Below are 25,098 nucleotides of genomic sequence, written 5' to 3' on the forward strand. Positions count from 1 at the left end.
CGGCAGAGTGGGTCTTTTCGCGGACTCTGTCGGGAGGGCAGGCGCTTGGGTGGGGAAGTCGGGCGGCGGGCGTTGTTGCGGGTCGTCTCGGGGGCGGTCGTCTCGGGGGCGGTCGGGGTGGGGGTTCTCGGGCGGGGCCGGGTGGCTCGGGGTGATGGGCGGGTGTTCGACGGACGGGACTTGACCGTTGTGCCCACCCGGGAGCGGGAGGTCGCCCTCACCTTCGACTGCGGGGGCGGGGACCAAGGTGTCGACGAGGTGCTGGGGGTGCTGGGGGCATGGGGAGTCGCCGCCACGTTCTTCATGACCGGGCGGTTCGCCTCCGTCCATGGCGACGCCGCGCGCCGGATCGCCCGCGCGTACCCCGTCGGCAACCACTCCATGACCCACCCCGCCTTCCCGGGCCTCACCCGGGAACAGCGGGTGGAGGAGGTGCGGTCGGCCGCGGCGGCCGTGGAACGGGCGGTCGGCCGGCCCCCGGTGCGACTGTTCCGCTTCCCCTTCGGCGAGGTGAACCGGGAGTGCGTCGCCGATGTGAACGCCGAGGGATACACCTGCGTCCGCTGGACCGTGGACACCTTGGGGTGGAAGGGCGCCGGCGGAGGCATCACGACGGAGCGGGTCGTCGGGCGGGTGCTCGACGCCCTGGTCCCCGGCGCCATCGTGCTGATGCACGTCGGGCGGACGAGCTCCGCCGATCCGTCCACCGTGGACGCGGCGGCGCTGCCCGAGCTCATCCAGGCCATCAGTGATCGCGGGTACGGGTTTCTCTCACTCGACGGGTTGCTCGGCGGCCGGGTTGGGGGGCCCGCTCCGGTAGCGAACAGTAGGAGGCGGTAGAGAACCGCGGTCCGGGCGGAGGCGAGCCAGCCCTGTCGGCCGGCGATCGGGCCAGTCGGCGGCCGGGCGGCCGGCGGCGAGAGCGGGAACAGGCCCCCCTTCGCCGAGGCGTGCTTTCGTGGAGGACGCGGAGGAATCGCCCGAAATTCGACCAAGCGTCAGGACACACCCAACACTTCCGCCACCGCCGCCCCGCCCCGTACGCTGACGGCCGTCCTCCAGTTGAAGATCGCCTCCCGGGAACCGTCTGATGATGCCGATAACGGAGGCCGTGTCCCTGGGCCTGGCCGCGGGCACGGCCACCGCCGCAGTGATCGCCGCGCCGCTGCTGATCCGCGTCCGGCGCCTGAACGCGCGGCTGCGCGAGGAGCTGGCCGCCGCCACGGAGTACGGGTCCCGGCTGGCCGACCGGCAGCGCGCCTGGTCGGACGAGTTGGAGCGACTCGTCGACGTCCGGCTGCCCGCGGTCCTGGAGGGCGTCCCGGAGGCCGACGTTCCGAAGCCGCTGTACGGCGTTCCCGACGGCGACCCGGAGGCCGCGGCGCTCGCCGCCCGCCACGAGGCGCTGCTGTCGCGAACGGCGGCGGCCATCCGGACCCGGAAGGACCGCGAGGAGTCCGGGCGCGCCGCGTTCCTGGTCATGGCGGACCGCATCCAGGTGATGGCCCTCGCCCAGCAGCAGGGCCTCGACGTGCTGGAACAGAGCGCCGAGGACCCGGTGCTGATGGCCGGTCTGATGCGCGCCGACCACGCGGCGGCGCAGCTCGCCCGGCAGGCGCAGACGATGAAGGTGCTGTGCGGCGCGTGGCCCGGACGGCAGTGGCCCGACGCGGTCTCGCTGCTGGACGTGGTGCGTGGCGCGCAGTCGCGGATCCTGGAGTACCAGCGGGTCCGCGTCCAGGGCGCGCGGGACGCCGCCGTCGAACCGCGCGCGGTCGAGGCGCTGATCCACGCGGTCGCCGAGCTGCTCGACAACGCCACCCGCTACTCGCCGCCGACCGTGACCGTGCTGGTGGGCATCCGCCCGGTGCACAGCGGCGCCGTGATCGAGATCGACGACGGCGGGCTGGGGATGACCGAGCAGGCCCTCGCCGAGGCCGAGGTGCGGCTCGGCGGCGGCGCCGCGGCCCAGGGACGCGGCCTGGGCGCGAAGCCGCAGCTCGGCCTGGCCGCCGTGGGCATGCTGGCCCGGCGGTACGGGTTCTCGGTGAAGCTGGACTCGCCGTCGGCGTACGGCGGCGTACGGGCCGTCGTCCTCGTCCCGTCCGCCCTGCTCACCCAGGGGCCGACGACCCCGGCCACCCCGGCGCCCCCGCGCGCGCCCGGGCTGCGGGAACAGGCCGAACGGGAACAGGCGGAACGGCGCCGGGCGCGGCGGGACGCGCACGGGTACGCGCCGGGGGCGGGGACGGCCGCGCCGGCGGACGCGGGCGTTCCGTCGGCGTCCGCGACACCTTCGGCCTCGCCTGGTGACGCCGCTCCGGCGTGGGACGCGCCGCGCGAGCACATGCCGCCTGAGGCGATGCCGCGTCAGGACGATGCCGGTGGCACCGAGATGCGACACGGGTACGACGCCGGGGTGCCGGGCGGGTACGCGGCCGGGGCGCGCGACGGGTACGCCTCGCGCGCCGTCGCCGGTCCGGAGACGGACGGTGCCGTCGGGCACGGTACGGAACCGCGCCACCCCGGCGTTCCGGCCGCCGGGGCCGCGGAGGCCGCGGAGGCCGCGGCGATGACGCGCGGTGGGCTCCCGCGCCGGCGCAGCCGCCGGGTGGCGGGTCCGGCTCACGCCCACGGGCCCTCGCAGGGGCCGGCACCTCGGCGTTCGGCGGCTTCGGCGTCCGCGACGCGGGGCCCGGAGCCCGTCCGGTCGCCGCAGCAGGCCGCGGCCTTCATGAGCAGCCTGCAGGCCGGTACCCGGCTGGGGCGCGAGGAGGCGGCGGAGGCGGCTGCCGGGAACGGCGTGGGCGGGAGCGCACGGGCGGCGGTGGGCACTCCGGCGGCCGGGCCGTCCTCCGGGGTTCCGGAAGCGGAGCCGGCAGCGAAGACGGCAGCGGAGATCCCCGCCGAGGTGCCCCCACAGGCGCCGCCGGCGGCTCCCGGCGCGGCATCCGCGCAGGCCGTGGCCGGTGGAGAGGTGGAGGCGGCGCCGACCCCCCGGACGCCACAGGCCACAATGGCGGCGGAGGCCACCGGTCCGGTCGGCCCGTCGGATACTGCCGCAGGGGAAGGAGCTGCCGTGCGAGCGGGAGCGGATTCCGCCCTGTGGGCGGATGTTGACGCCTCGGCGGATGCCGGCGTTTCGGCGGGCGCTGACGCCTCGGCCGTTGCTGACGCATCGGCCTGCGCTGGCGCTTCGGCGGATGGTGTGAGGGCGGAGACTCCCGCCGGAGCATGGGGGCTCGACGACCCGGCGGATCCCGCCGAGCTGCCGGGCACCCCCGGGAAGCCGAACGCCGTCGGACTGCCGGACGCTCTCGGGCAGCCGGACTCCGTCGCGCAGCCGGACACCATCGACCTGCCGGACTCAGCAAGCCCGCCGGACTCCGTCGGCTCGACCGATCCGGCCCGCCCGACAGCCCCCGCCCGCCCGGCGGAAGCGGCGGCTCCGGTGGGGCGGGCGCGTCCGGCGCCCCCGGCGAACGCCGCAGACCCGGCAAACGCCACGGACCCAGCGGACGCCACGGACCCAGCGGATGTGGAAGCGGAAGCGGAAGCGGCAGAGCCGGCGCGGCCCCGTGAGCCGAACGACAGCGAAAGGGAATCGCGTTGAGTACGAACGGGAATCTGGAGTGGCTGCTCGCCGACATCCTGCGGGTGCCCGCGGTGCGGCACGCGCTCGTGGTGTCCCGCGACGGGCTGCGGCTGGCCGGTTCGCCCGACATATCCACCGATGACGCGGACCGCCTCTCGGCGATCTGTTCCGGCCTGCTCTCGCTCGGCCACGAGGCCGCCGCGCAGCTCGCCGGCGACGGGAGCGCGCCGCGGCAGGTGATGGTGGAGTTCGACGGCGGTTTCCTGTTCCTGGTGGCCGCCGGGCCGGGCGCCTCGCTGGCCGTGGCCACGGCGGCGGACGTGGACGCCGGGCTGGTCGCGCGGGAGATGCAGCACATGGTGGTGCGCATAGGGCAGCACCTCAGCAGCCCGCCCCGCACCCGTACCGCCACTCCGTGAGCGGCGCGACCGGCGCGGGGCCGGTACGCCCCTATGTGATCACCGGCGGCCGAGTGGCCCCTTCCCGGGACACCCTCGCGCTGGAGACCCTGGTGGTGGCCGCCGGAAGCACCGGGGCGGAAAGCACCGGAGCCACTGAGGCCACCACGGCAACCGGCGCCGCCGCAGCCGCCGGTGAGCACGCGGCCGACCTCAGTCCGGAGTGCGCCGCGATCCTGGACCTCTGCGTCCGGCTGCTGTCCGTGGCGGAGGTCGCCGCCCATCTGCGCCAGCCGGTCGCGGTGATCAAGGTGCTGCTCGCCGACCTGCTCGACGCCGGCCTGGTCGTCGCCCGTCCCCCGGTCACGGCCGCCGACCGGCACGATCCCGCCCTGCTGAAAGAGGTACTCGATGGACTCCGCCAACTCTGAGGGCGGCCGCTACCTTCCCCCGACCGTGCGCACGTCCGTGAAGATCGTCATCGCCGGCCCGCTGGGCGTCGGCAAGACGACGCTCATCGGCTCGCTCAGCGAGATCCCGCCGCTGCGCACCGAGGAGACCATGACGCAGGCCGGGCAGGGCGTGGACGACGTGCTGCCGGGCAAGGCCACCACCACCGTGGCCATGGACTTCGGGCGGATCACCCTCAACCGGCGACGGGTCCTCTACCTCTTCGGCACCCCCGGCCAGCCGCGTTTCTTCCCGCTGTGGCGGCATCTGACGCACGGCGCGCTCGGGGCGCTCGCGCTGATCGACACGCGCCGGCTGGAGGCGAGTTTCGACGTGCTCGGGCACCTGGAGGACCTGGGCGTCCCGTTCGCCGTCGCCGCCAACGCGTTCCCGGACGCGCCGGTGTACCCGGCGGAGGAACTGCGGGAAGCGCTGGACCTGCTGCCGGACACCCCGGTGATGCTCTGCGACGCCCGCGACCGGGCGTCGAGCGCGCGGGCGCTGGTCACGCTCGTCGACCACCTGTACACGGCCGCCGCCGCGTCGCTGGAGGCACCGGCGTCATGACCGCACCGATACCGAACACACCCAACACACCGAATACGCCGAACACACCGGGTGCCCAACAGCACCAGCAGCACCGACAGCCCCACCACCACGCCGGGGACGCCCAGTCAGCCTCGGGCATCCCCGGCGCCCCGCCCCCTCCGGCGCACCCCCCGTCCGTCCCACCGCCCCCGCCCGGCTGCCCGGCCCACCAGGCCGCAGCCGGGAGCCCGTCCCCCGCCGCCGCCCTCTACGGCGAGGTCCTCACCGGCGACACCCACGCCCTCTACGAGCGCCTTCGCCGCGAGCACGGCCCGGTCGTCCCCGTCGAGTTGGAACCGGGTGTCCCGGCCTGGCTGGTGATCGGCTACCGGGAGCTGCTGGAGGTCACCCGCAACGAGGAGTGCTTCTCGCACGACTCGCGCCGCTGGCGGGCGTTGCGCGAGGGGCTGGTGCGGCCCGACTCGCCGCTGCTGCCGATGATGGGCTACCGGCCGACCGTGCTGTTCGCCGACGGGCCCGAGCACCGCCGGCTCTACCGCGCGGTGAACGACGGCTTCGCCCGCCTCGACCAGCACCGGCTGCGCCGCAGCATCGCCCAGCTTTCGAACATGCTCCTGGACGCGATCGCCCCGCGCGGCGAGGCCGACCTCCTGGCCGAGTACGCGATGCAGCTGCCGCTGTGGGCCGCCTCCCGGATGCTCGGACTGTCCGACGACGTCGCGCCCGAACTGATCGCCGCCGTGCGCGGAATGGTGGACAGCGGCCCGGAGGCGACCGCCGCCAACCAGGCACTCCAGCGGATCCTCGGCGACCTGGTGCACCGCAAGCTGGCCGAGCCGGGCGACGACCTCACCTCCTGGCTGCTCGCGCACCCCGAGGGCCTGTCGCCCGAGGAGGTCCTGCACCACCTGGCCGTCATCATCGTCGCGGGCAACGGACCCGCCGCCAACTGGACGGCGGCGACGATCCGGCTGCTGCTCACCGACGCCCGCTTCCGCACCCATGTCACCGGCGGCCGGCTCACCGTGGACGCGGCCCTCGACGAGGTGCTGTGGCGGGACGCGCCGGTGCAGAACTTCCCGGGCCGGTACGCCACCCGCGACCTGCGCTTCGGCGGGCGGTACGTACGCGAGGGCGACGCGCTGCTGCTCGGCCTCGCCGCCGCCAACCACGATCCCGCCGTACTGCCGCCGGACGGGCAGATCGTTCCGGGCAACCGTTCCCACCTGGCGTTCGGCGCGGGCCCGCACACCTGCCCGGCCCGCGACCAGGCCCGGGTGATCGCCCACACCGCCGTCGACACCCTCGTCCACCGCCTGCCCGACATCCGGCTCGCGGTGCCCGCCGGGGAGCTGTCCTACCGGCCGTCCCCCTGGGCCCGCGCCCTCACCGCCCTGCCCGTGCGCTTCAGCCCGGTCGCACCGGGCCCCGCGGCGCCGGGCCCGGCCGTACCGAGCACCGCCACACCAAGTCCCGTCACGCAAAGCCCCGTCGCACCAAGCACCGCCCCACCAAGTCCCTTCACGTAACCCCCCGTCGTACCGAGCACCGCCGTCACACACCCCACAGCCGCCGCTGGAGGCACGCCATGGACGACACCCGCACCGACGACGCACCGCCCTTCCGCCTGGACGTGACCGGAGCCGACCTCCACGGGGAGATCCGGCGGCTGCGTGACGCCGGACCCGTCGTCCGCGTCGAGCTGCCGGACGGGATACCCGCCTGGGTGGTCACCCGCCACCGGCTGCTGCGCGAGCTGCTCACCGACCCGCGCGTCGTCAAGGACCCGGTCAACTGGACGCTGTTGCGCGACGGTTCGGTGCACGAGGGGTGGCCGCTGATCAACTTCGTGGCGCCGGCGGGCATGGTGACCGCCGACGGCGACGACCACCGGCGGCTGCGCACCCTGGTCACGCAGGCGTTCACGCCCCGGCGCATCGCCGGGATGCGCGCGCCCGTCGAGGCGAACGTGGAGCGGCTGCTGGACCGGCTCGCCGCGCAGCCGCCCGGCCCGGTGGACGTACGAGCGCTGTTCGCCTACCCGCTGGCCATGCGGACAATCGGCGACCTGCTCGGCGTCCCGGAGGAGCGGTACGACGAGTTCCGGGCCCTCTCCGCCAGCCTGACCAGCAGCGCGACCGGGCCCGACGAGGTCGTCGCGACCCGCCGCCGCCTGCTCGCGCTGCTCGCCGCGCTGGTGGCCGAGAAGCGGGCGGCGCCCGGCGAGGACATCATCAGCGACCTGATCGCCGCCCGCGAGGACGCCGACCGGCTCTCCGAAGAGGAGCTCATCGGCACCCTCCTGCTCATGCTCGTCGCGGGCCACGGCACCACCCTCAACCTCGTCACCAACGCGGTGCGCGCCCTGCTCACCCACCCCGAGCAACTGGCCCGCGTCCGCGCCGGCGAGCTGCCCTGGTCGTCGGTGGTCGAGGAGACGCTGCGCTGGGACTCGCCCGTCGGCCACTTCCCGATGCGCTACGCCAAGGAGGACATCCCGCTGGAGGGCGCGGTGATCCGGCGCGGCGACGCGATCCTCGCCTCGTACGTGGCGGCGGGCCGGGACCCGGAGCAGTACGGGCCGACGGCGGAGGACTTCGACACCGGGCGCGAGAACAAGCGCCACCTCACCTTCGGGCACGGCGCCCACTTCTGCGTCGGCGCCGCGCTGGCCCGGCTGCAGGCCGAGACCGCCCTCCCGGCCCTCTTCACCCGCTTCCCCGGCCTCTCCCTGGCCACCGCCCCGGAGGAGCTCCGACCGCTTCCGTCCTTCATCAGCAACAGCGTCGGAACCCTGCCGGTCCTGCGCGGCTGAGCAGCCCCAGGGGGTGAGGCGCGGGGCCTACCCATGACATTCGTCCTGCCCGATCCCCCACACCCGGCCCTGCCGCCGGGCACCCCCGTTCCGCGAGGCTGTGATCAGCACCCCGGGAACGTCCCGGGACCAGCCCAGGAGCAGCAAGCATGTCGCAGGCAACGGCCCAGCCCGCCACCGCCACCGCCACCACCCCCGTGACCGCGACCGCGACCGCGGCCCCGGCGCGCGAGGAGCACCCGCTCGTCACCGCCTTCAAGCCGCTGCTGCTGGACGTCGCCGTGCCGCTGGGCGGCTACTACCTGCTGCACGACGGCTTCGGGCTGGGCCTCGTCCTCTCCCTGGCCCTCAGCAGCGTGGTGCCCGCCGTCCGCACCGTCGTCGGCGTGGTGCGCGAGCGGACGGTGAACGGGCTGGCCGGTGTGATGCTGGTGGTCAACGTCCTCTCCATGGTGCTGAGTTTCGCCACCGGTGACGCCCGACTGATGATCGCCAAGGACTCGGTCATCAGCAGCTTCGTCGGCGGCGCGATCCTCTGGTCCGCCGTCCGGGGCACGTCCCTGATGACGGCCGGCCTCAAGCCCATGCTGGTCAAGGGCAGTTCGGCGAAGGCCGCCGCCTGGGACCGCCTGACGTCGCGGAACGCCCGCTTCCGGACCCTGGAGCGCCGCTACAGCGCCGTCTGGGGCGTGGCACTCCTCACCGAGTGCGCGGCCCGCGTGATCGGCGCCTACACGCTGCCCGTCGACGTCATGGCCTCCTGGGGTTCGACGGTGATGCTGCTGGGCGCCATCGCGGTGGGCATCGTGGTGGGCGGCGCGGTGGGCGTGGGCCCGATGGAGGAGCTGCTGGACGCCGAGGCGGCGGAGCTCGAAGCGGTGCCCCACGCCTGACGGACCGCCAGTCCGATCGCAAGCCGCCGCGACTAGAGTTGACGGGTCACCGCTGGTCATGGAGCCAGTACGTATCGCGGTTCCGGGACGGATCGGTCTCGGGGGGAGGGCTGAATCCGCCATGACTCGTCGCTCCAACGGGCTGATAGGCATCTGGGCGGAGACCCAGCGCGCGCAGAACCGGCAGCAGGAGCTCCGGCACCGGGCCCAGGTGCAGGAGCAGCGGGAGCGGGAGCGGGCGCAGCGGGCGGCCGAGCGGGAGGCGGCGCGGCTGGACCGGGAGCGGCGGGCGGCCTACCGGCAGGCGCGGGAGGCGGAGGCGCGGCGGCGGACGGAGGAGCTGGAGGCCCGGGTCGCGGAGCTGGAGGGGCTGCTGCGCACCGGGTGCGCGGCGCCCGCGTTCTCGGCGGCGCGGCTGACGGAGCCGGAGGCGCTGGAGCCCTTCAACCCGGGCCACCTGGGGGTGCCGGCGCCGCTGCCGGATCCGGCGCGGTACGGGTTCGGGCGGCGGTCGCAGTACGAGCGCGACCTGCGGGCGGCGCAGGAGGCGGAGGCGCTGCGGCAGCGGCAGCTGGCCGCCTACCGGCAGCAGTACGACCAGTGGGCGGCGGCCCGGCTGGCGCAGGTGCGGCAGCACAACGCGGGCGTCGCGGAGCTGGTGGCGGCCTTGCGGGCGGGTGATCCGGACGCGGTGGTGGAGTACTTCTCGGCGGCGCTGTACGCGTCGTCGGCCTGGCCGGAGGAGTTCCCGCACCAGGTGTCCGCCGCCTACGACCCGGGGGCGCGGCAGCTGGTCCTGGAGTGGGAGCTGCCGGGGTTCGACGTGGTGCCCGAGGTGAAGTCGGTGCGCTATATGCCGACCGCCGACCAGGAGAAGGAGACGGCCCGTCCGGTGACGCAGCGCAGGGCGCTGTACCGGGACGTGGTGGCGCAGTGTGTGCTGCTGGCGGTGCGGGAGCTGTTCGCGGCGGACGAGTTCGGGACGCTGGAGTCCGTCGTCGTCAACGGTTTCGTGGACGACCACGATCCGGCGACGGGCCGCCGGGCGCGGCTGGTGCTGGCAGCGGTCACGGTGGACCGGGCGGCGTTCGGGCGACTGCACCTGGAGCAGGTGAGCGCGCCGGACTGCCTGGTGGACGGGCTGGGGGGCCGGCTGTCGGCGCGGCCCGACCAGCGGACGGCCGTCCGGGCCGAGCGGACGCCCGACGAGGTCGGCCGGGGCGTGGTGTCGCACGGCGGCGGGGAGGACGGCGACCCGGACCTGTTCGAGATGGACCCGGTGGAGTTCGAGGCGCTGGTCGCGGAGCTGTTCCGGGCGCGCGGCATGCGGGCGGTGATGACGACCCGGTCGAACGACGGCGGGGTGGACGTCGAGGCGCTGGACCCGGACCCGATCAGCGGCGGCCGGATCATCGTGCAGGTGAAGCGGTACCGGAAGACGGTGCCCCCGACGGCCGTCCGGGATCTGTTCGGGACGGTGCAGGGGGCGGGGGCCAACAAGGGCGTCCTGGTGACGACGTCCCGGTTCGGGCCCGGCTCGTACGCGTTCGCGAACGGCAAGCCGCTGACGCTGGTGAACGGCGAGGAGCTGGTGGGGCTGCTGGCGCAGCACGGGCTGCGGGGGCGGCTGGGACCGGCGGACGGCGGGACGGCGTCCCCCGCGGCAGCTCCGGCGGCTCCCGGCACGGATGCCGCGGAACCCGCCGACCACAACGTGCTGGGCATGTCCTGGTCCGGCGGCGTGGCCCTGGACGTCTGCGCCCTGGTCTGCCGCGGCTCCCGCGTCCTGAGCGAGGACCACTTCGTCTTCTACAACAACCCCCGCACCCCCGACGGCACCGTGCGGTCGGTCGAGCCGCTGCCCGGGGACAAGGCGGCGCTGCGGGTGGCCTTCGACGCGCTCCCCGAGCCGGCGGACCGGCTGGTGCTGGCGGCGGCCATAGACCCCGAGGTCAACCCGGAGGCCGACCTCTCCCGCTTCACCGACGCCCGGATACGGCTCTCGGACGCGGCGGGCGCGGAGCTCGGGCAGCTGGAGGTCTCGGACGGCCGGCCGGGCGAGACGGCGCTGGTGCTGGGGTCGTTCCGGAAGCGGTCGGGCGGGAACTGGGACTTCGTGGTGGGGGGCAAGGGGTATCCGGGGGGCCTGGAAGCGCTGGTGCAGGAGTACGGCATCGAGGTGGCGTAAGACGGTCCGATCGAGGTGGCGTAAGACGGTCCGATCGAGGTGGCGTAGGACGGTCCGGAGACGGCCGGGTGCCCGGCGGGACACCTGTGAGTGACGGAGTTGTCCACAACCGGGCCGCCATCCACAGGCTTCCTTGATCACCCGCTCGGCTCCGGCGTTCCTCGTAGACTGCCCGAATGGCCGACCCCACCGAAACCACCGCGATCCGTGAGCCCGAAGCGTCGAGCGAGGCGCTGGGTGTCCTGCGCCGCGTCTTCGGTTACGACGCGTTCCGCGGGGCGCAGGAAGAGATCATCGAGCATGTCGTCGCGGGCGGCGACGCGCTCGTCCTGATGCCCACGGGCGGCGGCAAGTCGCTCTGCTACCAGATTCCCGCCCTGGTCAGACCGGGTGTCGGGGTGGTCGTCTCGCCGCTGATCGCCTTGATGCAGGACCAGGTGGACGCGCTCCGCGCGCTCGGCGTCCGCGCGGGCTTCCTGAACTCGACGCAGGACCTCGACGAGCGCCGCATGGTCGAGGCCGAGTTCCTCGCGGGCGAGCTGGACGTGCTCTACCTCGCCCCCGAGCGGCTGCGCCTGGAATCGACGATGAGCCTGCTGGACCGGGGCAAGGTCTCGGTCTTCGCGATCGACGAGGCGCACTGCGTCGCCCAGTGGGGCCACGACTTCCGGCCCGACTACCTGGCCCTGTCCGCGCTGCACGAGCGCTGGCCCGACGTGCCGCGCATCGCGCTGACCGCGACCGCGACGGACGCCACCCGCCGGGAGATCGCCGCGCGGTTGCGGCTCGGTGACGCCCGTCACTTCGTGGCGAGCTTCGACCGGCCCAACATCCAGTACCGCATCGTGCAGAAGAACGAGCCGCGCCGCCAGCTCCTGGAGCTGATCCGGGGCGAGCACGCGGGCGACGCGGGCGTCGTCTACTGCCTGTCCCGCAAGAGCGTCGAGGACACGGCCGCGTTCCTGGTGCGAGAGGGCGTCGAGGCGCTGCCGTACCACGCGGGCCTGGACGCCCGGGTCCGCGCCGCCAACCAGGCGCGCTTCCTGCGGGAGGACGGCCTGGTGATGGTCGCCACGATCGCCTTCGGCATGGGCATCGACAAGCCGGACGTCCGCTTCGTGGCCCACCTGGACCTGCCGAAGTCCGTCGAGGGCTACTACCAGGAGACCGGCCGCGCCGGACGCGACGGCCTGCCGTCCACCGCCTGGCTGGCGTACGGCCTCCAGGACGTCGTCCAGCAGCGGAAGATGATCGACGGCTCGGAGGGCGACGAGGCGCACCGCCGGCGGCTGGCCTCCCACCTGGAGGCGATGCTCGCGCTGTGCGAGACGGTGGAATGCCGCCGTGTCCGGCTGCTGGCCTACTTCGGCCAGCACGGCGAGCCGTGCGGCAACTGCGACACCTGTCTGACGCCGCCCGTCACCTGGGACGGCACGATCGCCGCCCAGAAGTTCCTCTCGGCGGTCTTCCGGCTGGCCCGCGAGCGCCGCCAGAAGTTCGGCGCGGGCCAGATCATCGACATCCTGCTCGGCAAGCGCACCGCCAAGGTCATCCAGTTCGACCATGACCAGCTCACCGTCTTCGGCATCGGCACGGAGCTCAGTGCCGTCGAATGGCGGGGCGTGGTGCGGCAGTTGCTGGCCGAGGGGCTGCTCGCGGTGGAGGGCGAGTACGGCACGCTCGTCCTCACCGACGCCAGCGGAGACGTGCTCGGCGGCCGGCGCCAGGTGCTGCTGCGGCGGGAGCCGGAGCGGAAGGCGGCCCGGACGAAGTCCGCGTCCGGCGGTGGCGGCGGCCGGTCGGGCAGCCGCGCGGCGGTCGCGGAGCTGCCGTCGGCGGCGGTGCCGGTCTTCGAGGAGCTCCGCGCCTGGCGCGCCGCCACGGCCAAGGAGCAGGGCGTGCCCGCGTACGTCATCTTCCACGACGCGACACTGCGGGAGATCGCGACGGCCCTGCCCGACTCGCTGGACGGCCTTGCGGCCGTCAACGGCGTGGGTGAGAACAAGCTGGTGAAGTACGGGGAGCAGATCCTGGAGGTCCTCAAGGCGCTGGGCGCCCCGGAGGGGAGCGAGGGGGAAACAGCGATGGCGACGACGGACTGACGCCCCGACCCCGCACCGGCCACCGCACTGGAGAGCAGCCAAGTGACGCCCTACTCGCTGGCGTTCTACGTGGACGTCGTCACCACCGGAACCGTGCTCGGCCTGCGCCCGGAGGACTCCCCCGAGCGCGTCGCCGAGGTCCTCGGCGCGGACTTCGGCGACAACGCGTACGCGTACGGCCTGTGCCGGGACCACGGCCTCGTCGAGTTCCACTGGACCCGCGCGTCGGCCGAAGGCCCGTGGGAAGGGCACCACTTCGCCCTCCAGGTGCACCGACTGACCCACCGGAGGCGGGAGTTCCTGGAGCCGGTGCTCCGGGAGCGGTACGGGCGCTTCACTCCCCGGCTCCGCTTCGACAAACTCCGCCGACTGCTGGGGCGGCGCGGGGTGCCGCTGGTGGAGATACCCGAGGATCCCGCCAACGCGCCGTACTACCGCACGTTCTGGCAACCGGAGTCGGGGGTGGGCATCTCCGTCATCGGCCTGCACGGCGAATACCGCACCCCGGGCGATCTGCGGGTCGGTGACGTGTACGCCATCCGCGCCCCGCTGACGGCCGACGAGGTGGCGGTGCGGCGCGAGCGGGCGAACCGGGAGCGGGCCCACCGGTGACAGCCCCGACCGCCCCCGCTCACCACCTCAACGAGGTGCGGAATTACTGGACTTGACGGGTCCGGCGGACGAGCCGGCGGACGAGGTCGGCTTGCCGGAACCGCCGGCACCGCCTCGGTGGCCGCCCGCCCTCGGCGACGCCGACCGCGCCGGTGACGGCGCCCGCGACGGCCCGGCCTGCCGCACCGCCGGACCGGCCACCCGCGCGGGCGCGGAGGAGGGCGAAGGCGGGGAGGAAGCGGACGGGGACGGAGAAGCCCAGGAAGGAGACGCAGGAGGCGAAGGGGAGGACGACGGCGACGGTCCGGCCCCGGCGCTCCCCCGCCCGCCCCGTGCCTCGACGACCTTCGCGAGGTGCGCGTACACCACCACGTTCCCCAGATACGCGTGGCGCTCCTCCGAGAACCCTCCCCCGCACGTGATCACCCGCAACTCGGCCCGCCCCGAGGCCCCGTACACCTTCCGGGACGGGAAGTCCCCCCGGTCGTACACCTCGATCGCGTCGATGGTGAACACCGCCGTGCGCCCGTCGGCGCGGACGATCTCGACGAGGTCCTTCTTCTTCAGGGCCCCGAGGTTGTAGAAGACGGCCGGCCCGGTCGGCGTGTCCACGTGGCCGGCGACGACCGCGGTGCCGATGGCGCCGGGCGCGGTGCCGGCCTCGTACCAGCCGGCGAGGTTCTTGTCGTCCTGCGGCGGGCTGGCGAGGCTGCCGTCCGGCAGCAGCCGGAGCCCGCGCAGCGGGGCGTCGACCTTGATCTCGGGGATGCGCACCCGGACCGGGGTGACGGGCGGCAGCGGCCGGATCAGTGGGTCGCGGCGGTGCGGGGCCAGGGCGCCCGCCCCGCCCGCGGGGAACGCCTCGGCCCGGGAGGGCTGCGGCGGCGGGGCGGCGGCCCGGGACCCGCTGTCTATCAGCCAGCAGCCGGAGAACAGGCCGGCCGCGACGAGCACGGCGGCGGCCACGGGCCGGGTGCCGAGCCGGCTGACGAGTGCGGAGAGCGCGGCGCGCGTCGTCCGGAGCATCAGGTGTCACCGTCCTCCACCGGCGGATGTACGGCGGTCCCCCCGGCCGTCCCGCCGGTCCCCGGCCCGCCTCGGGGCCGGGAACCGGCGGGCGGAACGGGCCCTCAGGCCCGGTCGGTGCCCGCGCGACGGCGCAGGAACCAGGTGCCGCCCACCGCGGCGGCGCCCAGCACGGACGCGCCCGCGATGATCTCTGCCGTGCCGGAGCCCTCGCTCGTACCGCCGGCGCCGGTCCGCATGCCGCCCTTCGGCGGGGTGGCCGGCTTGCCGGGCTTGGCGGGGGCGGAGGACGGCGAGCCGGTGGTGACGACCAGGTCGCCGGTGGCTTCCTTGCCGTTCTTGCACTTCACACCGATGCCGTAGGTACCGGCCTTGGCCGCCTCCGGCACATTGAACTGGCCGACCACCAGCTCCTTGTGGGTGCCCGGCTTGAGCTCGAACGCCGAGGGACCGCCGACGGCGCTCGCGTCACCGGAGCCCATGCCGTGCTTGCCGCAGGCGAGCGTGCTCACCGTGACCGTCGCACCCGGCGACGCGGTGCCCGGTTCGATCTCCAGCTTGTCGAAGTCCCCGGCGAAGGCGGGGGCGCAGGGCAGCCCGGCGACGGCTATGGTCAGGACGGCTCCGGCCAGCACTCGTGCAGTACGCATGCTCGTTCCTCCGTGCGCGGACGCGGCACACCGATGTGCCGCAGCAGGTGGGAGGTTCCGCGCACTTCCGAGCGAAACGGTCCGTGGCCGGTGCCGCACGCCGCGCGACGACGAACGGGTGATCTCCGGTGGCCGGTGCCGGTTGCGGACGATCGGGTGACGGCCGTCCGCCGTACGGGGCACACCACCGGCGCGGCGTGCGCGCCGGGCCGGTGGCCGCTGCTACCGGTCCGCCGCTACGGCGCCATGTCGTCGGGGCAGCCCGTCCCGCGCGGCAGCTTGTAGGGCGCGCCGATGCGGTACGTACCGGGGTGCGGCGCGTGCAGCACCGTCCAGTCGTCCTCGGGGTCGTCCTCGCCCGGCGGCTGCTCGACCTTCTTGGTGAGGCAGCCGCGTTCGTTCACCGGCGGCCCCCCGTCGGGGCCGGCCTTCGGCGGCTCGACGGGCTTGCCGGACTCGTCCACCAGGCCCAGCCAGGGCGTGTAGGGGATGCGGATGAGGACGGGGCCGGCGGAGCGGACGGTGAGGGAGAGCTCGTCGGCGTCGGCGCGGAGCACCTCCGCCGGGGGCGCGGCGAGCGGCGTCGGGTTCTTGACGGCGAAGAGGCGCCAGTTGGCGTCGGACCAGACCTCGTCGAGGTAGGGCTGGCCCTTGCCGACGAGCTCGGCCTCCTTGACGGCGGCGTGGTCGGGCTCGCCGATCGGCAGGACCACGTAGTGCACGGCCCAGCGGTCGAGCCAGGTGCGGTAGCTCTGCGGGTTGAGCAGGCCCTCCTTGTAGAAGACGGGGTTCCGCTTCATGTCGGCCTGCCGGTTCCAGCCGCGCGCCAGGTTGACGTACGGGGCGAGGGCGGACGCCTCGCGGTGGCTGCGGGCGGGGACGACCTCGACCCGGCCGCGGTCGGCGTCGACCTTCTGCAGCCGGTCCACGAGGGGGGCCATCTCGCGCGCCCAGGAGGCGGCGGGGGTGGTGTTGATGATGTCGGCGGTGGAGTTCACCACCTGCCAGACGGTCACCGTGACCAGCCCCAGGACGGTCGCGGTCCACATCCGGCCCGCGCGCAGCCACTGGGCCCGCGGGGGCACCTCGGCCTCCTGCAGGGCGGCGAGCAGTACCACGCCGCCGAAGATCATGCCGAGCCGGGCGATGTTGGTGCCGATCTGGGAGGGGATCAGCCACACCAGTATCACGCCGACGATGTACAGCCCCGCCGTCATCCGGACCGTCCGCCAGGAACGCGGGGCGAAGGCGAGCGCGAAGGCGCCCGAGAGCAGCGGCAGGACCGTCGAGGGGACGTCCATCGGCTGCTGCCCGGAGAACGGGAAGAGCCAGGCCGACAGGCCCACCACCGCGACCGGTGCCAGGCCCAGCGAGTAGGAGGCGGCACGGCGCCTGCTCAGCCACAGCGCGGCGGCCACTATGCCCACGAAGAGGCCCGCCACCGGGCTGGACGCCGTCGCCAGGCCCGCCATCAGTGCGGCGATCAGCGCCCGCGGCCAGCGGTACCGGCGCTCGGCGCGCCAGCGGGTCGGCCAGGCGAATATCACGGCCACCGCCGCCAGGCCGAACATGGAGCCCAGCGCGAACGTCACCCGCCCGGAGATCGCGTTGCAGACCAGCGCGAAGGCGCCGTACAGCGACGGCCACAGCGGCCGCCGGACGGCCTTGCTCCGCACCAGCAGCAGCGCGATCAGCCCGGACGCGACGGTGCCCGCGATCATCATCGTGGGCCGCACGCCGAGCTGCGCCATCAGGTACGGCGAGATCACGCTGTACGAGACGGGGTGCATGCCGCCGTACCAGGCGAGGTTGTACGCGGAGGTCGGGTGCTGGAGCGCGAACTCGGCCCAGGCGTCCTGCGCCGCGAGGTCGCCGCCGCTGTTGGCGAAGACGAACCGCCACACCACGTGCAGCACCGCGGCCACGAACAGGGTGACCGGCACGGTGCCGGTGAGCACCGCGCGGGCCCGCGGCCACGCGCCGGGGCGCGCCGGAGCGGCGCCCGCCCCTGCCAGTGCGGCGCCTGCCTGTCCTTCGGTTTTCCCGGCCCGCGCCGGGCCCACGGTGGTCACTGCGGCTCTCCCCGTCTCCCCGAGGTCTTCCCCCATCTTCCCGCATGCCCCGGCCGCCCCGGTGCCTCCGGGTACGCGCCCGGGTCCGGCACGCGACGGGCCCGCGACCTGCGCGGACCCCGCGCGACGCTAGCACGGGCGGCGTCGCGGCCCCCGGATCGCGAAATGGCCTCGGGCCGTTACGGGGTGCGGGCACCCCGGCGCGCACGAGGCCGGCCGGCCCGGCGGACGGGCGGAGGACGACAGGCGGACGGGCGGAGGACGGGCGGAGGACGGCCGACGGACGGCCCTCGGACGACAGGCGGACGGCCGACGGACGGCCCGGACCGCGGCCGGAAGCGGTCCGCCGGAGGTCGGCGCGGGAAGCCGACGGCGGAACGACCACCAGCCCGTACGCGCACGTACGGGCCGGTGGGCCGGACGGTAGCCGCCGGCCCGCGGCTCGTGCGGCTCTGGCCACTCGGCCGAGGCGTCGCCCGAAGCAAGGCCACGACGGGTCCGGGCGCCGACCGAGGCGGCTCCCGGCACCGGCCGAGACAGCCCCGGCGCCGGCCGAAGCGAACCCCGGCCCGGCCGAGACGAACCCCGGCGTCAGCCGAGGCGAGTGAGCTTCGAGCCGAAGGACGGCTCGCTGAGCGCCTTCTTCAGCGCCACCGGCACCCGTACCGCGTCGGGCCCCGTACCCACGACCAGCTCGCCGACGACCGTGCCGGCCTTGGCCGAGTGCGGAAGGACCGCGCCCTTCTTCTTGTCCAGGGCGAACTTCGCCTGCATGCCGCCCCAGCCGTAGCCCTTGACGTCCTTGGTGGCGACGACCTCGGTCTTCCCGCCGAGCTGGTCGTCGACATAGCCCACGACCTGGCCCTTCTTGACCACGACGGCCTGCTGGAGGGCGTTCTGCACGGCGGTCAGCTGCTCGTAGCTGACGCGCTTGACCATCTTGAGGCTCATCTCGGCGTTGACGTCCGGACCGCCCTTGAAGTGCTGGTCCATGGTGGCGCCGACGATCAGCACCTCCTCGCCGTTGATCCGCTTGCGGGCCGCCCACATCAGGGTGCCGCCGGCCGGGGAGGACGAGCCGGTCTTGATGCCCAGCACACCGGTGTGCTTGATCAGCAGATCGTCGATGTTGCTGTTGATGCCCTCGTTGAGGCCCTTGATCGGCGTGTTGGGCTTGGTGGTGATGGACCGGACGATCGGGTCCTTGATGACCTGCTCGGCCAGCAGCACCTGGTCGACGGCCGTGCTCACGGTGGTCTTGTTGAGACCACTGGCGTCGGTGTACGTGGTGTTCTTCATGCCGAGCTGCTTGGCGGTGTCGTTCATCTTCTTGAGGAACGCCTCCTCCGAGCCGGCGTCCCACCGCGCGAGCTGGCGGGCGATGTTGTTGCCGGACGGGATCAGCAGCATCTGGAGCATGTCGTACTCCGAGAAGGTCTGCCCGGCCCGCAGACCGCGGATGGCCGACTCGTCCTTGGCCTTGCCCTCCTTCTCCGCCCGCTCGTCGATGGTGACGGCCGGACCCTGCTCGGGCACGTCCTGGCCGCCCGGGCCCTTGCGCATCTTCAGCGGGTGGTCGCGCAGCACGACGTACGCGGTCATGACCTTGGCCATGCTCGCCGTCGGCACCGGCTTCTGCGGCCCGTACGTGCCGAGGTCGCCGACGCCGAGCACCTTGGCGGCGGACTGGCCCTCGGTGGGCCACTTCATGTCGAACTTCTCGCCGCCGAAGGTGTAGGCGGCCTGCTTGCCGAGCGCCAGGGACGGGTCCGGCAGCGGGCGGAACGCCTGGACCACGCAGAACACGATCAGCAGGAGCACCACTATGGGCGTCCAGATCTTCACGCGGCGCATGGCCGTCCGCACCGGCGTCTCCGGGGGCGGCGGGGTGTTGGTGAGCTGGGCCAGCAGATCGAGCGGCGCCTGCTTCTCGCCGTCCGGGCCGACGGGCATCGGCGTCTGCGTGGTGCGCTCGGGGCCGCCGGGGCCCGCGGGACCGGGGACCGGGCGGGCGGCGGGTGCGGGCGGCGTGACCTTGACGGGGACGGCGGGACGGTCCGGCGCCGCGGGGCGCGCGGGCGCGGAGGGCGCGCCGGCGGACGCCGCGGGGGTGCCGGGCGTGGTCTTCTTGCCGAGCGCGGGCGCCTCGTCGTCCGACTTCAGCGGGACGAACCGGCTGTTCCGGCCCTGTCCCGCGCCCTGACCGGCACCCGCGCCGGGCGTGCCCGCGGGGGCCTCCGGCGGGACGACGGGGGCCTTGAGCAGGGCGGTCGGCTGGTCGGCGGAGGAGGAGCCGGAGGGCTTGCCGGCGTCCCGTCCGGCGCCGTTCGCGCCGCCCTTCGGGCCGTTCTCCGGAGTGCTCTTCGGGTCGGTCTTCCGGTCGCTCTTCGGGGCCGTCCGCGTCCCGGCGTCCGGGCGGACGAGGCCGAAGGCGGCGGTCGGCCGGTCCACGGGCCGGTCGTCCGCGCCGTCGCGGCCGCCGCCGTTCTTCGGCTCGGCGGCCTGACCGGCCGGGGCCGGGGCCTTGATCAGCTGCGTCGGCTGGTCGGCGGGGGACGCGTCGGCGGCCGGGGACGCACCGGAAGCGGAGGCGCCGGAACGGGCCCCCTTCCCGGTCTCGCTCTCGGCCTTGCCCTCGGAGGCGCCCTCGGAGCCTTCGTCGTCCGTGTTCGCCATCCAGGCGGCGACGGCGGCCTTCAGCCGGGCGTCACCGGCGACCGGCTTTGCATCCGCACCGGTTTTCGCGCCGTCCTCGGAAGCGCTGGAGGAGGCATCCGAAGAGGCGTCAGGCTTCGCGTCCCGCTTCCCGGACGCCGAAGAGTTCCCGGACGCCGAAGAGGAGGACGCCGAGGCGGAGGCGTGCTCGCCGGCGCCCTCCGTGCCTCTCTCGCCGTCCTCGCCGCGCTCGCTCCCGTTGACGCCCTTGGCGCCCTTGGCGTCCCGGGAACCCTCGTCGGCGTTCCCGTCGCCGCCCTGGTCGTCCTGATCCGCGTGGGAACCGGAGTCGCCGGCCACGGCCACGGCCGCTCCGGTCTCCCGGTGCACCCCGAGCCTCGGGTCGCGCTCGCCGCCGGCCGCCTCCCCCGACGGCTTCCCCTGCTCAGACTTGTCGGGGGACTCGCCCGCCACCGATGCCTCCTCGATTCCCACGCCGTACGCCGGGGCGGAGCGCCACGCACTCCGCCGTTCCGGACATTCTCAACGTCTACCAGTGTGCTCTGCCGTCGGCGTGCCACCGCGCGACCGCCCGGCAGGCGGCTTCCCCGGCTTCACCCATGTGCAAGACGAGACGACATACCTACCGGTTCCCGCCCGAAGCCACCACGCACTCTCGACAGACCAATGTGAGAGGGGTCACCCTGTCACTCATCCACGCGGGGAGGCATGGATGGGCAGGAGCCGCAGAACAATTCCGGAGGAGCTTCTGCTGCTCGCCTTGGACCCGGCCACGGGGACCACGGCGCAGCCGCAGTCGCTCGACCTCGGTCTCGCCGGAGCCCAGCTAGTGGAGCTGGCTCTGGCCGGACGGATAGCCCCTGACGGGGATCGTATCGCCGTGGTGATGCCACGGCCGACAGGAGATCCGACCCTGGACACCGCGCTCGAACTGCTGCGCCGCCGCGGCAGTCCGGTCCGCGCGGTCCACTGGATCGGCGGGCCCCGGCTGGGGCTGCGTCAGACGTACCTCACCCATCTGGAGCGGTGCGGCATGGTGCACGCCGTCGCCGGCCAGATGTGCGGGGTGCTGCCGACCACCCGGTACCAGGCGACGGACACGGCCATCAGCCGGGAGATCAGGGCCCGGCTGGACAGCGCGATCCGCACCGGCGTGCCGCCGGACCCGCGCACCGCCGCGCTCGCCGCGCTGGCCCACGCGGTCGGTCTGGGCAAGCATCTCTATCCGGGCAACGAGGGCCGCTCGTCGCGCTCCAGGCTCCGGGACCTCATCCGGCACGACCCGATGGGCGGGCTGGTGGCGCACGCCGTGATGGACGTCCAGAACGGCGTCGCGGCGCAGCCGCGCCGGGCCGCGGCCGTGGCGGGTGGCGGGAACGGCGGTTCGGGTCGCCGGACGGCGGCCGTCCGCAGCGGAGTGGCACCTGCTGAAACCGTTCCTCAGCAAGCGGGCCACCGCGGCGGGGTGATGGCGCGCGCGGCGGCCTCGTGACGCCGCGGCAGGCCGCGGGAGCACCGGACGGGCGACGCGGCTCGCCGCGATGACACCCGGCACGGTGAACGCCGGGCGGCGCCGGACGCCGTATCACCGGACGCCGCGCGGATGACCGCGACCGGCCGGGCGGCGCCCGACGCCGTGCCACCGGGCGCCGTGCGACCCGCGGTGACCTCCGGGTACGGCCATGGACGGCCACCGCGACCCCGGCCGTTCGGGCCGCGCCCGACACCGCGTCACCCCATCGTGCGGTCACCTCGTCGCACGGGCACCTCATCGTGCGCACCGGAACCGGCGCCGGTACGGAGCACATCCGCACCGGCGTCGCCGCACGGATCGCCGACGGCCGCCCGGCCGGTGGCGGACGTACGGCCGGGCACCCGCGCGGAACGGACACCCGCTCGTGGCGGCGGCGGCACAACACCGGCGCCGCAGCGAAGCGGAGCGGTCAACTCCGGTCGCGGACACGGCGTTCCCGGTGAGGTGACGGCCACGACGGAGTGCTGACCGAGCCGCCGGGGTACGCCGCGCCCGAGCGGCACGCGGCAGCGTCGCGCGCCCCCACCCCGTCGGCGCCGGAACCGGAAAGCCCGCGGCCGTCGCGGGGCCGCAGGACGACAACCCCCCGGACCCCACGGGGAACGCCGAAACGGAATCGCGGCCTACGGCGTGACCGGCCGCCCCGGCGCACCCCGGGGCGCAGTCGGCGCACCGCCGGGCGCTTCCGGCGGGGATGTCGCCGTCGTGACCACGGTCACCGGGAGCGAGATCCTGTGTCGGTGTTTTCCAGCGCCGCCCCGGCCGGTGGTGGCAGGCTGCGGGAGCAGGAGACAGCAGCATGACGGAGCCGGAGGTGCGTCCCGTGGCGTCCAGTGTCAATCCCACCGTAAGGCGGCGCCGCTTGGGGCAGGAGCTGCGCAAGCTCCGTGAGCTCAAGGGGATGACGGCGGAGGAGGTCGCCGAGCGGCTGCTGGTGTCGCAGTCGAAGATCAGCCGGCTGGAGAACGGCCGCCGCAGCATCAGCCAGCGCGACGTCCGCGACCTCTGCGGCGTGTACGGGGTCGAGGACCACCGCATCGTCGATTCGCTGATGCAGATGGCCAAGGAGTCGCGGCAGCAGGGCTGGTGGCACGCGTTCGGCGACATCCCCTACAGCGTCTACATCGGCCTGGAGACGGACGCGGCCTCGCTGCGCATCTACGAGGCGTCCCTCGTGCCCGGCCTGCTCCAGACGCCCGGTTACGCCGGCGCCGTCACCGAGGGCTCCTGGCCGGAGGCCACGGCGGCGGAGGTCGAGCGCCGCGTCCAGGTGCGGATGCGGCGGCAGGAGCGCATCAGCGACCCGGACAACCCGCTGCGCCTGTGGGCCGTCATCGACGAGGCGGCGCTGCGCCGCGTGGTCGGCAGCCGGGCCGTGATGTGCGAACAGCTGGAGCACCTGGTGGAGTTCAGCCTCCAGCCGCACATCACCGTGCAGGTGCTGCCGTACGACGTGGGCGCGCACCCCGGCATGTACGGGAAGTTCTGCATCCTGGAGTTCCACGACCCGCAGGACGCGAGCACGGTGTACCTGGAGGGGATCACCAGCGACCTCTACCTGGAGAAGCCGAACGACGTCCAGGCGTACAGCGTGATGTACGAGCATTTGCGGATGCAGGCGCTGAACGCCGAGCACTCACGGCAGTTCATGCTCCGCGTCGCGGAGGAGTACCGGGCCGCCGACGGCGCCCGCGCGTAGCACCTGCCGCAACCCCCGCCACGCGAGAGGCGGAACGGTACACCTGCCACCACCTCCGGGGAAGGGGTGCCTGGAATATGCCATCCGGTCGGGTGAACAGCCAGCTCAGCATCTGATGTTGGCGCGTACCGTCGGTTCCACCGCGGTAGACCGGCGTTTCTGACCACAGGCAGTACTCACAGGCAACGGAGCAACACCATGGCCATTCAGCAGGGCAAGTCCACCTGGCGCAAGTCCTCCTACTCGCTGGCGCACGGCGACTGCGTGGAGGTCGCCTCCCCTCTCCCCCGCGCCATCGCCGTCCGCGACTCCAAGGACCCGAAGAGCCCGGTGCTGGGCTTCACCCCCGAGGCGTGGAGCGCGTTCACCGCGACCGTCACGGACGGCGAGTGACGTAGCGACGCGACGGCGTAGCGACGCGCGGTCGCGCACCGGCCCGGCGACGCGCACCGACCCGGCAACACGACCGGCCCGGCGACGCGCACCGACCCGGTGCCGGGCGGCGCCCGAGGGCCACACCCCTCCGAGGCCCTCGGGTGGCGCCCCGCCGCCGTGCCGCGGTACCGGCCGGTGCGCGGTCAAGCGGTCGGATGGCCGGCCGGACGGTCAAGCGGTCGGTACGCGGCCGAAACGCACCGGCCCCCGTCAGTGCGCGGCGGCCGGCCGGACCGTCTGCATGATCTTGTCGATCTGCTCCTCGGACAGCGCGTCCGGGACACCCTGGTCCGCGTAGATCACCCAGCCGTGGAAGGTGCCGTCCGGCAGCTTCTGCGCGATGCTCTTCACGATCGCGGTGGGCGGCACACAGGCGCTCGGCCGGTGGGTCACCTTGACCTTCGCGGTGGCGGTGTAGCCCTCGATGCCGTTGTGCTTCCACGGCGTCGCCTGACTGACCTCGATCTTCGGCTTGTTGGCGCCGGTGCCGCCGTAGGCCATGACGCCCCAGTTGCCGGCCCAGTTGCGGGCGTTGGTCCGGAGGTCGCCGTCCTTGCCGCCGCCGGTGGTGCCGACGGTGGCGAGCTGGCCCTTGCCGGCCTCGCCGAAGGTGTCGGGGTTGGGGTTCGAAGAGCAGCCGCCCTCACGGAAGTTGGCGGTGCCGGTCATGGCGACGACCGGCTTGCCGTCGGCGGTGTACGAGATCATCGTGTCACCGGGCAGGACCTTCCACTTCTCGCCCTTGCCGGGGACGTCGTAGGCGAAGCCGTGCCGCTCGTAGACCTGCGACTGCCAGCCCGCGGGGGCCTTGTAGCCGCCGTCCGCGGGCTTGTCCGTGCCCTGGCCGCCGCCGGGCGCGGGCGCCGGGGCCGACGCCTGCGGGCCGGCCGGGTCCTTGGGCGCGGTGGACGCCCCCTTGGCGTCCTCCTTCTTGTCGTCGCCCCCGGACCCGCCCTTGACCGCGAACGCGATGCCGCCGCCGATGACCGCCAGGGCGACGACACCGCCGACGATGGCGAGCACCTTCTTGTTGCCGCCCCGCGACGGCGGCGTGGGGGCGGGTGCCGGGGCGGGCATGGGTGCCGTGCCGGGCCCGGCGCCGTACGGGCCGGGGGCCCCGCCCCCGTACGGGCCCGGGGCGCCGCCGGGCACCGGGCCGGGCGGCGGCGGCACGGAACCGCGCCCCTGCTGCGCGGCCCCGGCGCCGGGCACGGGCCCCGGCGGCGGGGGCGGCGGTACGGCGGGCTGCCCGCCGACCATCGTCGGCTGGGCATGGCCCGTCCCCTCGGGCCCCCAGGTCGGCGGTGGACCGCCGAAGCCGCCGCCCTGCGGGGCTTGCGGGGGCTGCGGCCCGTTGGGGTGGGGCTGCTGGGGGTGCTGGGGGTTCTGGGGCGAAGACATGCG

The 25,098-nt window shown here is 74.3% G+C and carries 19 protein-coding genes; 14 read left to right on the forward strand and 5 right to left on the reverse strand.

The features are described 5' to 3' along the window. Positions 1 to 189 precede the first annotated feature (189 nt). The 11 genes from J7W19_RS13325 (at position 190) to J7W19_RS13375 (ending at position 13,602) form a co-directional block, all read left to right on the forward strand. Positions 190 to 840 carry a polysaccharide deacetylase family protein gene (locus J7W19_RS13325; protein ID WP_233478266.1) on the forward strand — a complete coding sequence of 217 codons (651 nt, stop codon included), beginning with the start codon at positions 190 to 192 and terminating at the stop codon, positions 838 to 840. A gap of 250 nt (positions 841 to 1,090) precedes the next feature. Further along, positions 1,091 to 3,613, forward strand: a complete 2,523-nt coding sequence (locus J7W19_RS13330) for an ATP-binding protein (protein ID WP_004954353.1) — start codon at positions 1,091 to 1,093, stop codon at positions 3,611 to 3,613. After that, positions 3,610 to 4,014: a roadblock/LC7 domain-containing protein gene (locus tag J7W19_RS13335; RefSeq protein ID WP_004954351.1), complete on the forward strand. Its 405-nt coding sequence runs from the start codon at positions 3,610 to 3,612 to the stop codon at positions 4,012 to 4,014. Before J7W19_RS13330 ends, J7W19_RS13335 begins: the two co-directional genes overlap by 4 nt. Further along, positions 4,011 to 4,424 (forward strand): DUF742 domain-containing protein, encoded by a 414-nt coding sequence (locus J7W19_RS13340; RefSeq protein ID WP_040892516.1) that lies wholly within the window; start codon positions 4,011 to 4,013, stop codon positions 4,422 to 4,424. Before J7W19_RS13335 ends, J7W19_RS13340 begins: the two co-directional genes overlap by 4 nt. Next, positions 4,405 to 5,010, forward strand: a complete 606-nt coding sequence (locus J7W19_RS13345; protein WP_004954345.1) for a GTP-binding protein — start codon at positions 4,405 to 4,407, stop codon at positions 5,008 to 5,010. Before J7W19_RS13340 ends, J7W19_RS13345 begins: the two co-directional genes overlap by 20 nt. Next, positions 5,007 to 6,521: a cytochrome P450 gene (locus tag J7W19_RS13350; protein WP_004954343.1), complete on the forward strand. Its 1,515-nt coding sequence runs from the start codon at positions 5,007 to 5,009 to the stop codon at positions 6,519 to 6,521. Before J7W19_RS13345 ends, J7W19_RS13350 begins: the two co-directional genes overlap by 4 nt. Positions 6,522 to 6,580: 59 nt before the next feature. Then, entirely contained in the window at positions 6,581 to 7,807 is a 1,227-nt protein-coding gene (locus tag J7W19_RS13355) for a cytochrome P450 family protein (protein WP_004954339.1), read from the forward strand. Between the two features lie 149 nt (positions 7,808 to 7,956). Beyond that, entirely contained in the window at positions 7,957 to 8,700 is a 744-nt protein-coding gene (locus J7W19_RS13360; protein ID WP_004954336.1) for a VC0807 family protein, read from the forward strand. Between the two features lie 121 nt (positions 8,701 to 8,821). Continuing rightward, complete coding sequence (locus tag J7W19_RS13365) at positions 8,822 to 10,888, forward strand: restriction endonuclease (protein WP_210455333.1); 2,067 nt, start codon at positions 8,822 to 8,824, stop codon at positions 10,886 to 10,888. A 176-nt stretch (positions 10,889 to 11,064) separates the two neighbouring features. After that, positions 11,065 to 12,990, forward strand: a complete 1,926-nt coding sequence (recQ, locus tag J7W19_RS13370; RefSeq protein WP_004956142.1) for a DNA helicase RecQ — start codon at positions 11,065 to 11,067, stop codon at positions 12,988 to 12,990. Between the two features lie 42 nt (positions 12,991 to 13,032). After that, a complete protein-coding gene (locus J7W19_RS13375) occupies positions 13,033 to 13,602 on the forward strand; it encodes a hypothetical protein (RefSeq protein ID WP_004956145.1) in 570 nt (189 codons plus the stop codon). Positions 13,603 to 13,629: 27 nt separating this feature from the next. Here the strand turns inward: J7W19_RS13375 and J7W19_RS13380 are convergent, their stop codons facing one another. The 4 genes from J7W19_RS13380 to J7W19_RS13395 form a co-directional block, all read right to left on the reverse strand. Further along, entirely contained in the window at positions 13,630 to 14,628 is a 999-nt protein-coding gene (locus tag J7W19_RS13380; protein ID WP_004956146.1) for a class F sortase, read from the reverse strand. Positions 14,629 to 14,732: 104 nt separating this feature from the next. Beyond that, a complete protein-coding gene (locus J7W19_RS13385) occupies positions 14,733 to 15,278 on the reverse strand; it encodes a hypothetical protein (RefSeq protein ID WP_152264767.1) in 546 nt (181 codons plus the stop codon). A 236-nt stretch (positions 15,279 to 15,514) separates the two neighbouring features. Next, positions 15,515 to 17,386 (reverse strand): MFS transporter, encoded by a 1,872-nt coding sequence (locus J7W19_RS13390; protein WP_411848834.1) that lies wholly within the window; start codon positions 17,384 to 17,386, stop codon positions 15,515 to 15,517. Positions 17,387 to 17,941: 555 nt separating this feature from the next. Beyond that, positions 17,942 to 20,479, reverse strand: a complete 2,538-nt coding sequence (locus J7W19_RS13395) for a D-alanyl-D-alanine carboxypeptidase family protein (RefSeq protein ID WP_004952052.1) — start codon at positions 20,477 to 20,479, stop codon at positions 17,942 to 17,944. Positions 20,480 to 20,738: 259 nt separating this feature from the next. Here J7W19_RS13395 and J7W19_RS13400 point away from each other — a divergent pair, with 259 nt between their 5' ends. The 3 genes from J7W19_RS13400 to J7W19_RS13410 all read left to right on the forward strand — a co-directional run bounded on the left by J7W19_RS13400 (position 20,739) and on the right by J7W19_RS13410 (position 23,652). Beyond that, a complete protein-coding gene (locus tag J7W19_RS13400; RefSeq protein WP_040891969.1) occupies positions 20,739 to 21,518 on the forward strand; it encodes a GOLPH3/VPS74 family protein in 780 nt (259 codons plus the stop codon). A gap of 865 nt (positions 21,519 to 22,383) precedes the next feature. Then, the gene (locus J7W19_RS13405; protein ID WP_040891976.1) at positions 22,384 to 23,259 is read left to right on the forward strand and encodes a helix-turn-helix domain-containing protein; all 876 of its coding nucleotides are present in this window, start codon (positions 22,384 to 22,386) and stop codon (positions 23,257 to 23,259) included. Positions 23,260 to 23,457: 198 nt separating this feature from the next. Further along, positions 23,458 to 23,652 (forward strand): DUF397 domain-containing protein, encoded by a 195-nt coding sequence (locus tag J7W19_RS13410; RefSeq protein ID WP_004952058.1) that lies wholly within the window; start codon positions 23,458 to 23,460, stop codon positions 23,650 to 23,652. A 252-nt stretch (positions 23,653 to 23,904) separates the two neighbouring features. Here the strand turns inward: J7W19_RS13410 and J7W19_RS32915 are convergent, their stop codons facing one another. Next, complete coding sequence (locus J7W19_RS32915; RefSeq protein WP_233478325.1) at positions 23,905 to 25,095, reverse strand: hypothetical protein; 1,191 nt, start codon at positions 25,093 to 25,095, stop codon at positions 23,905 to 23,907. Positions 25,096 to 25,098: the final 3 nt, after the last annotated feature.

It is taken from the genome of Streptomyces mobaraensis NBRC 13819 = DSM 40847 (assembly GCF_017916255.1).
In the GTDB taxonomy this organism is placed as follows: Bacteria; Actinomycetota; Actinomycetes; order Streptomycetales; family Streptomycetaceae; genus Streptomyces; species Streptomyces mobaraensis.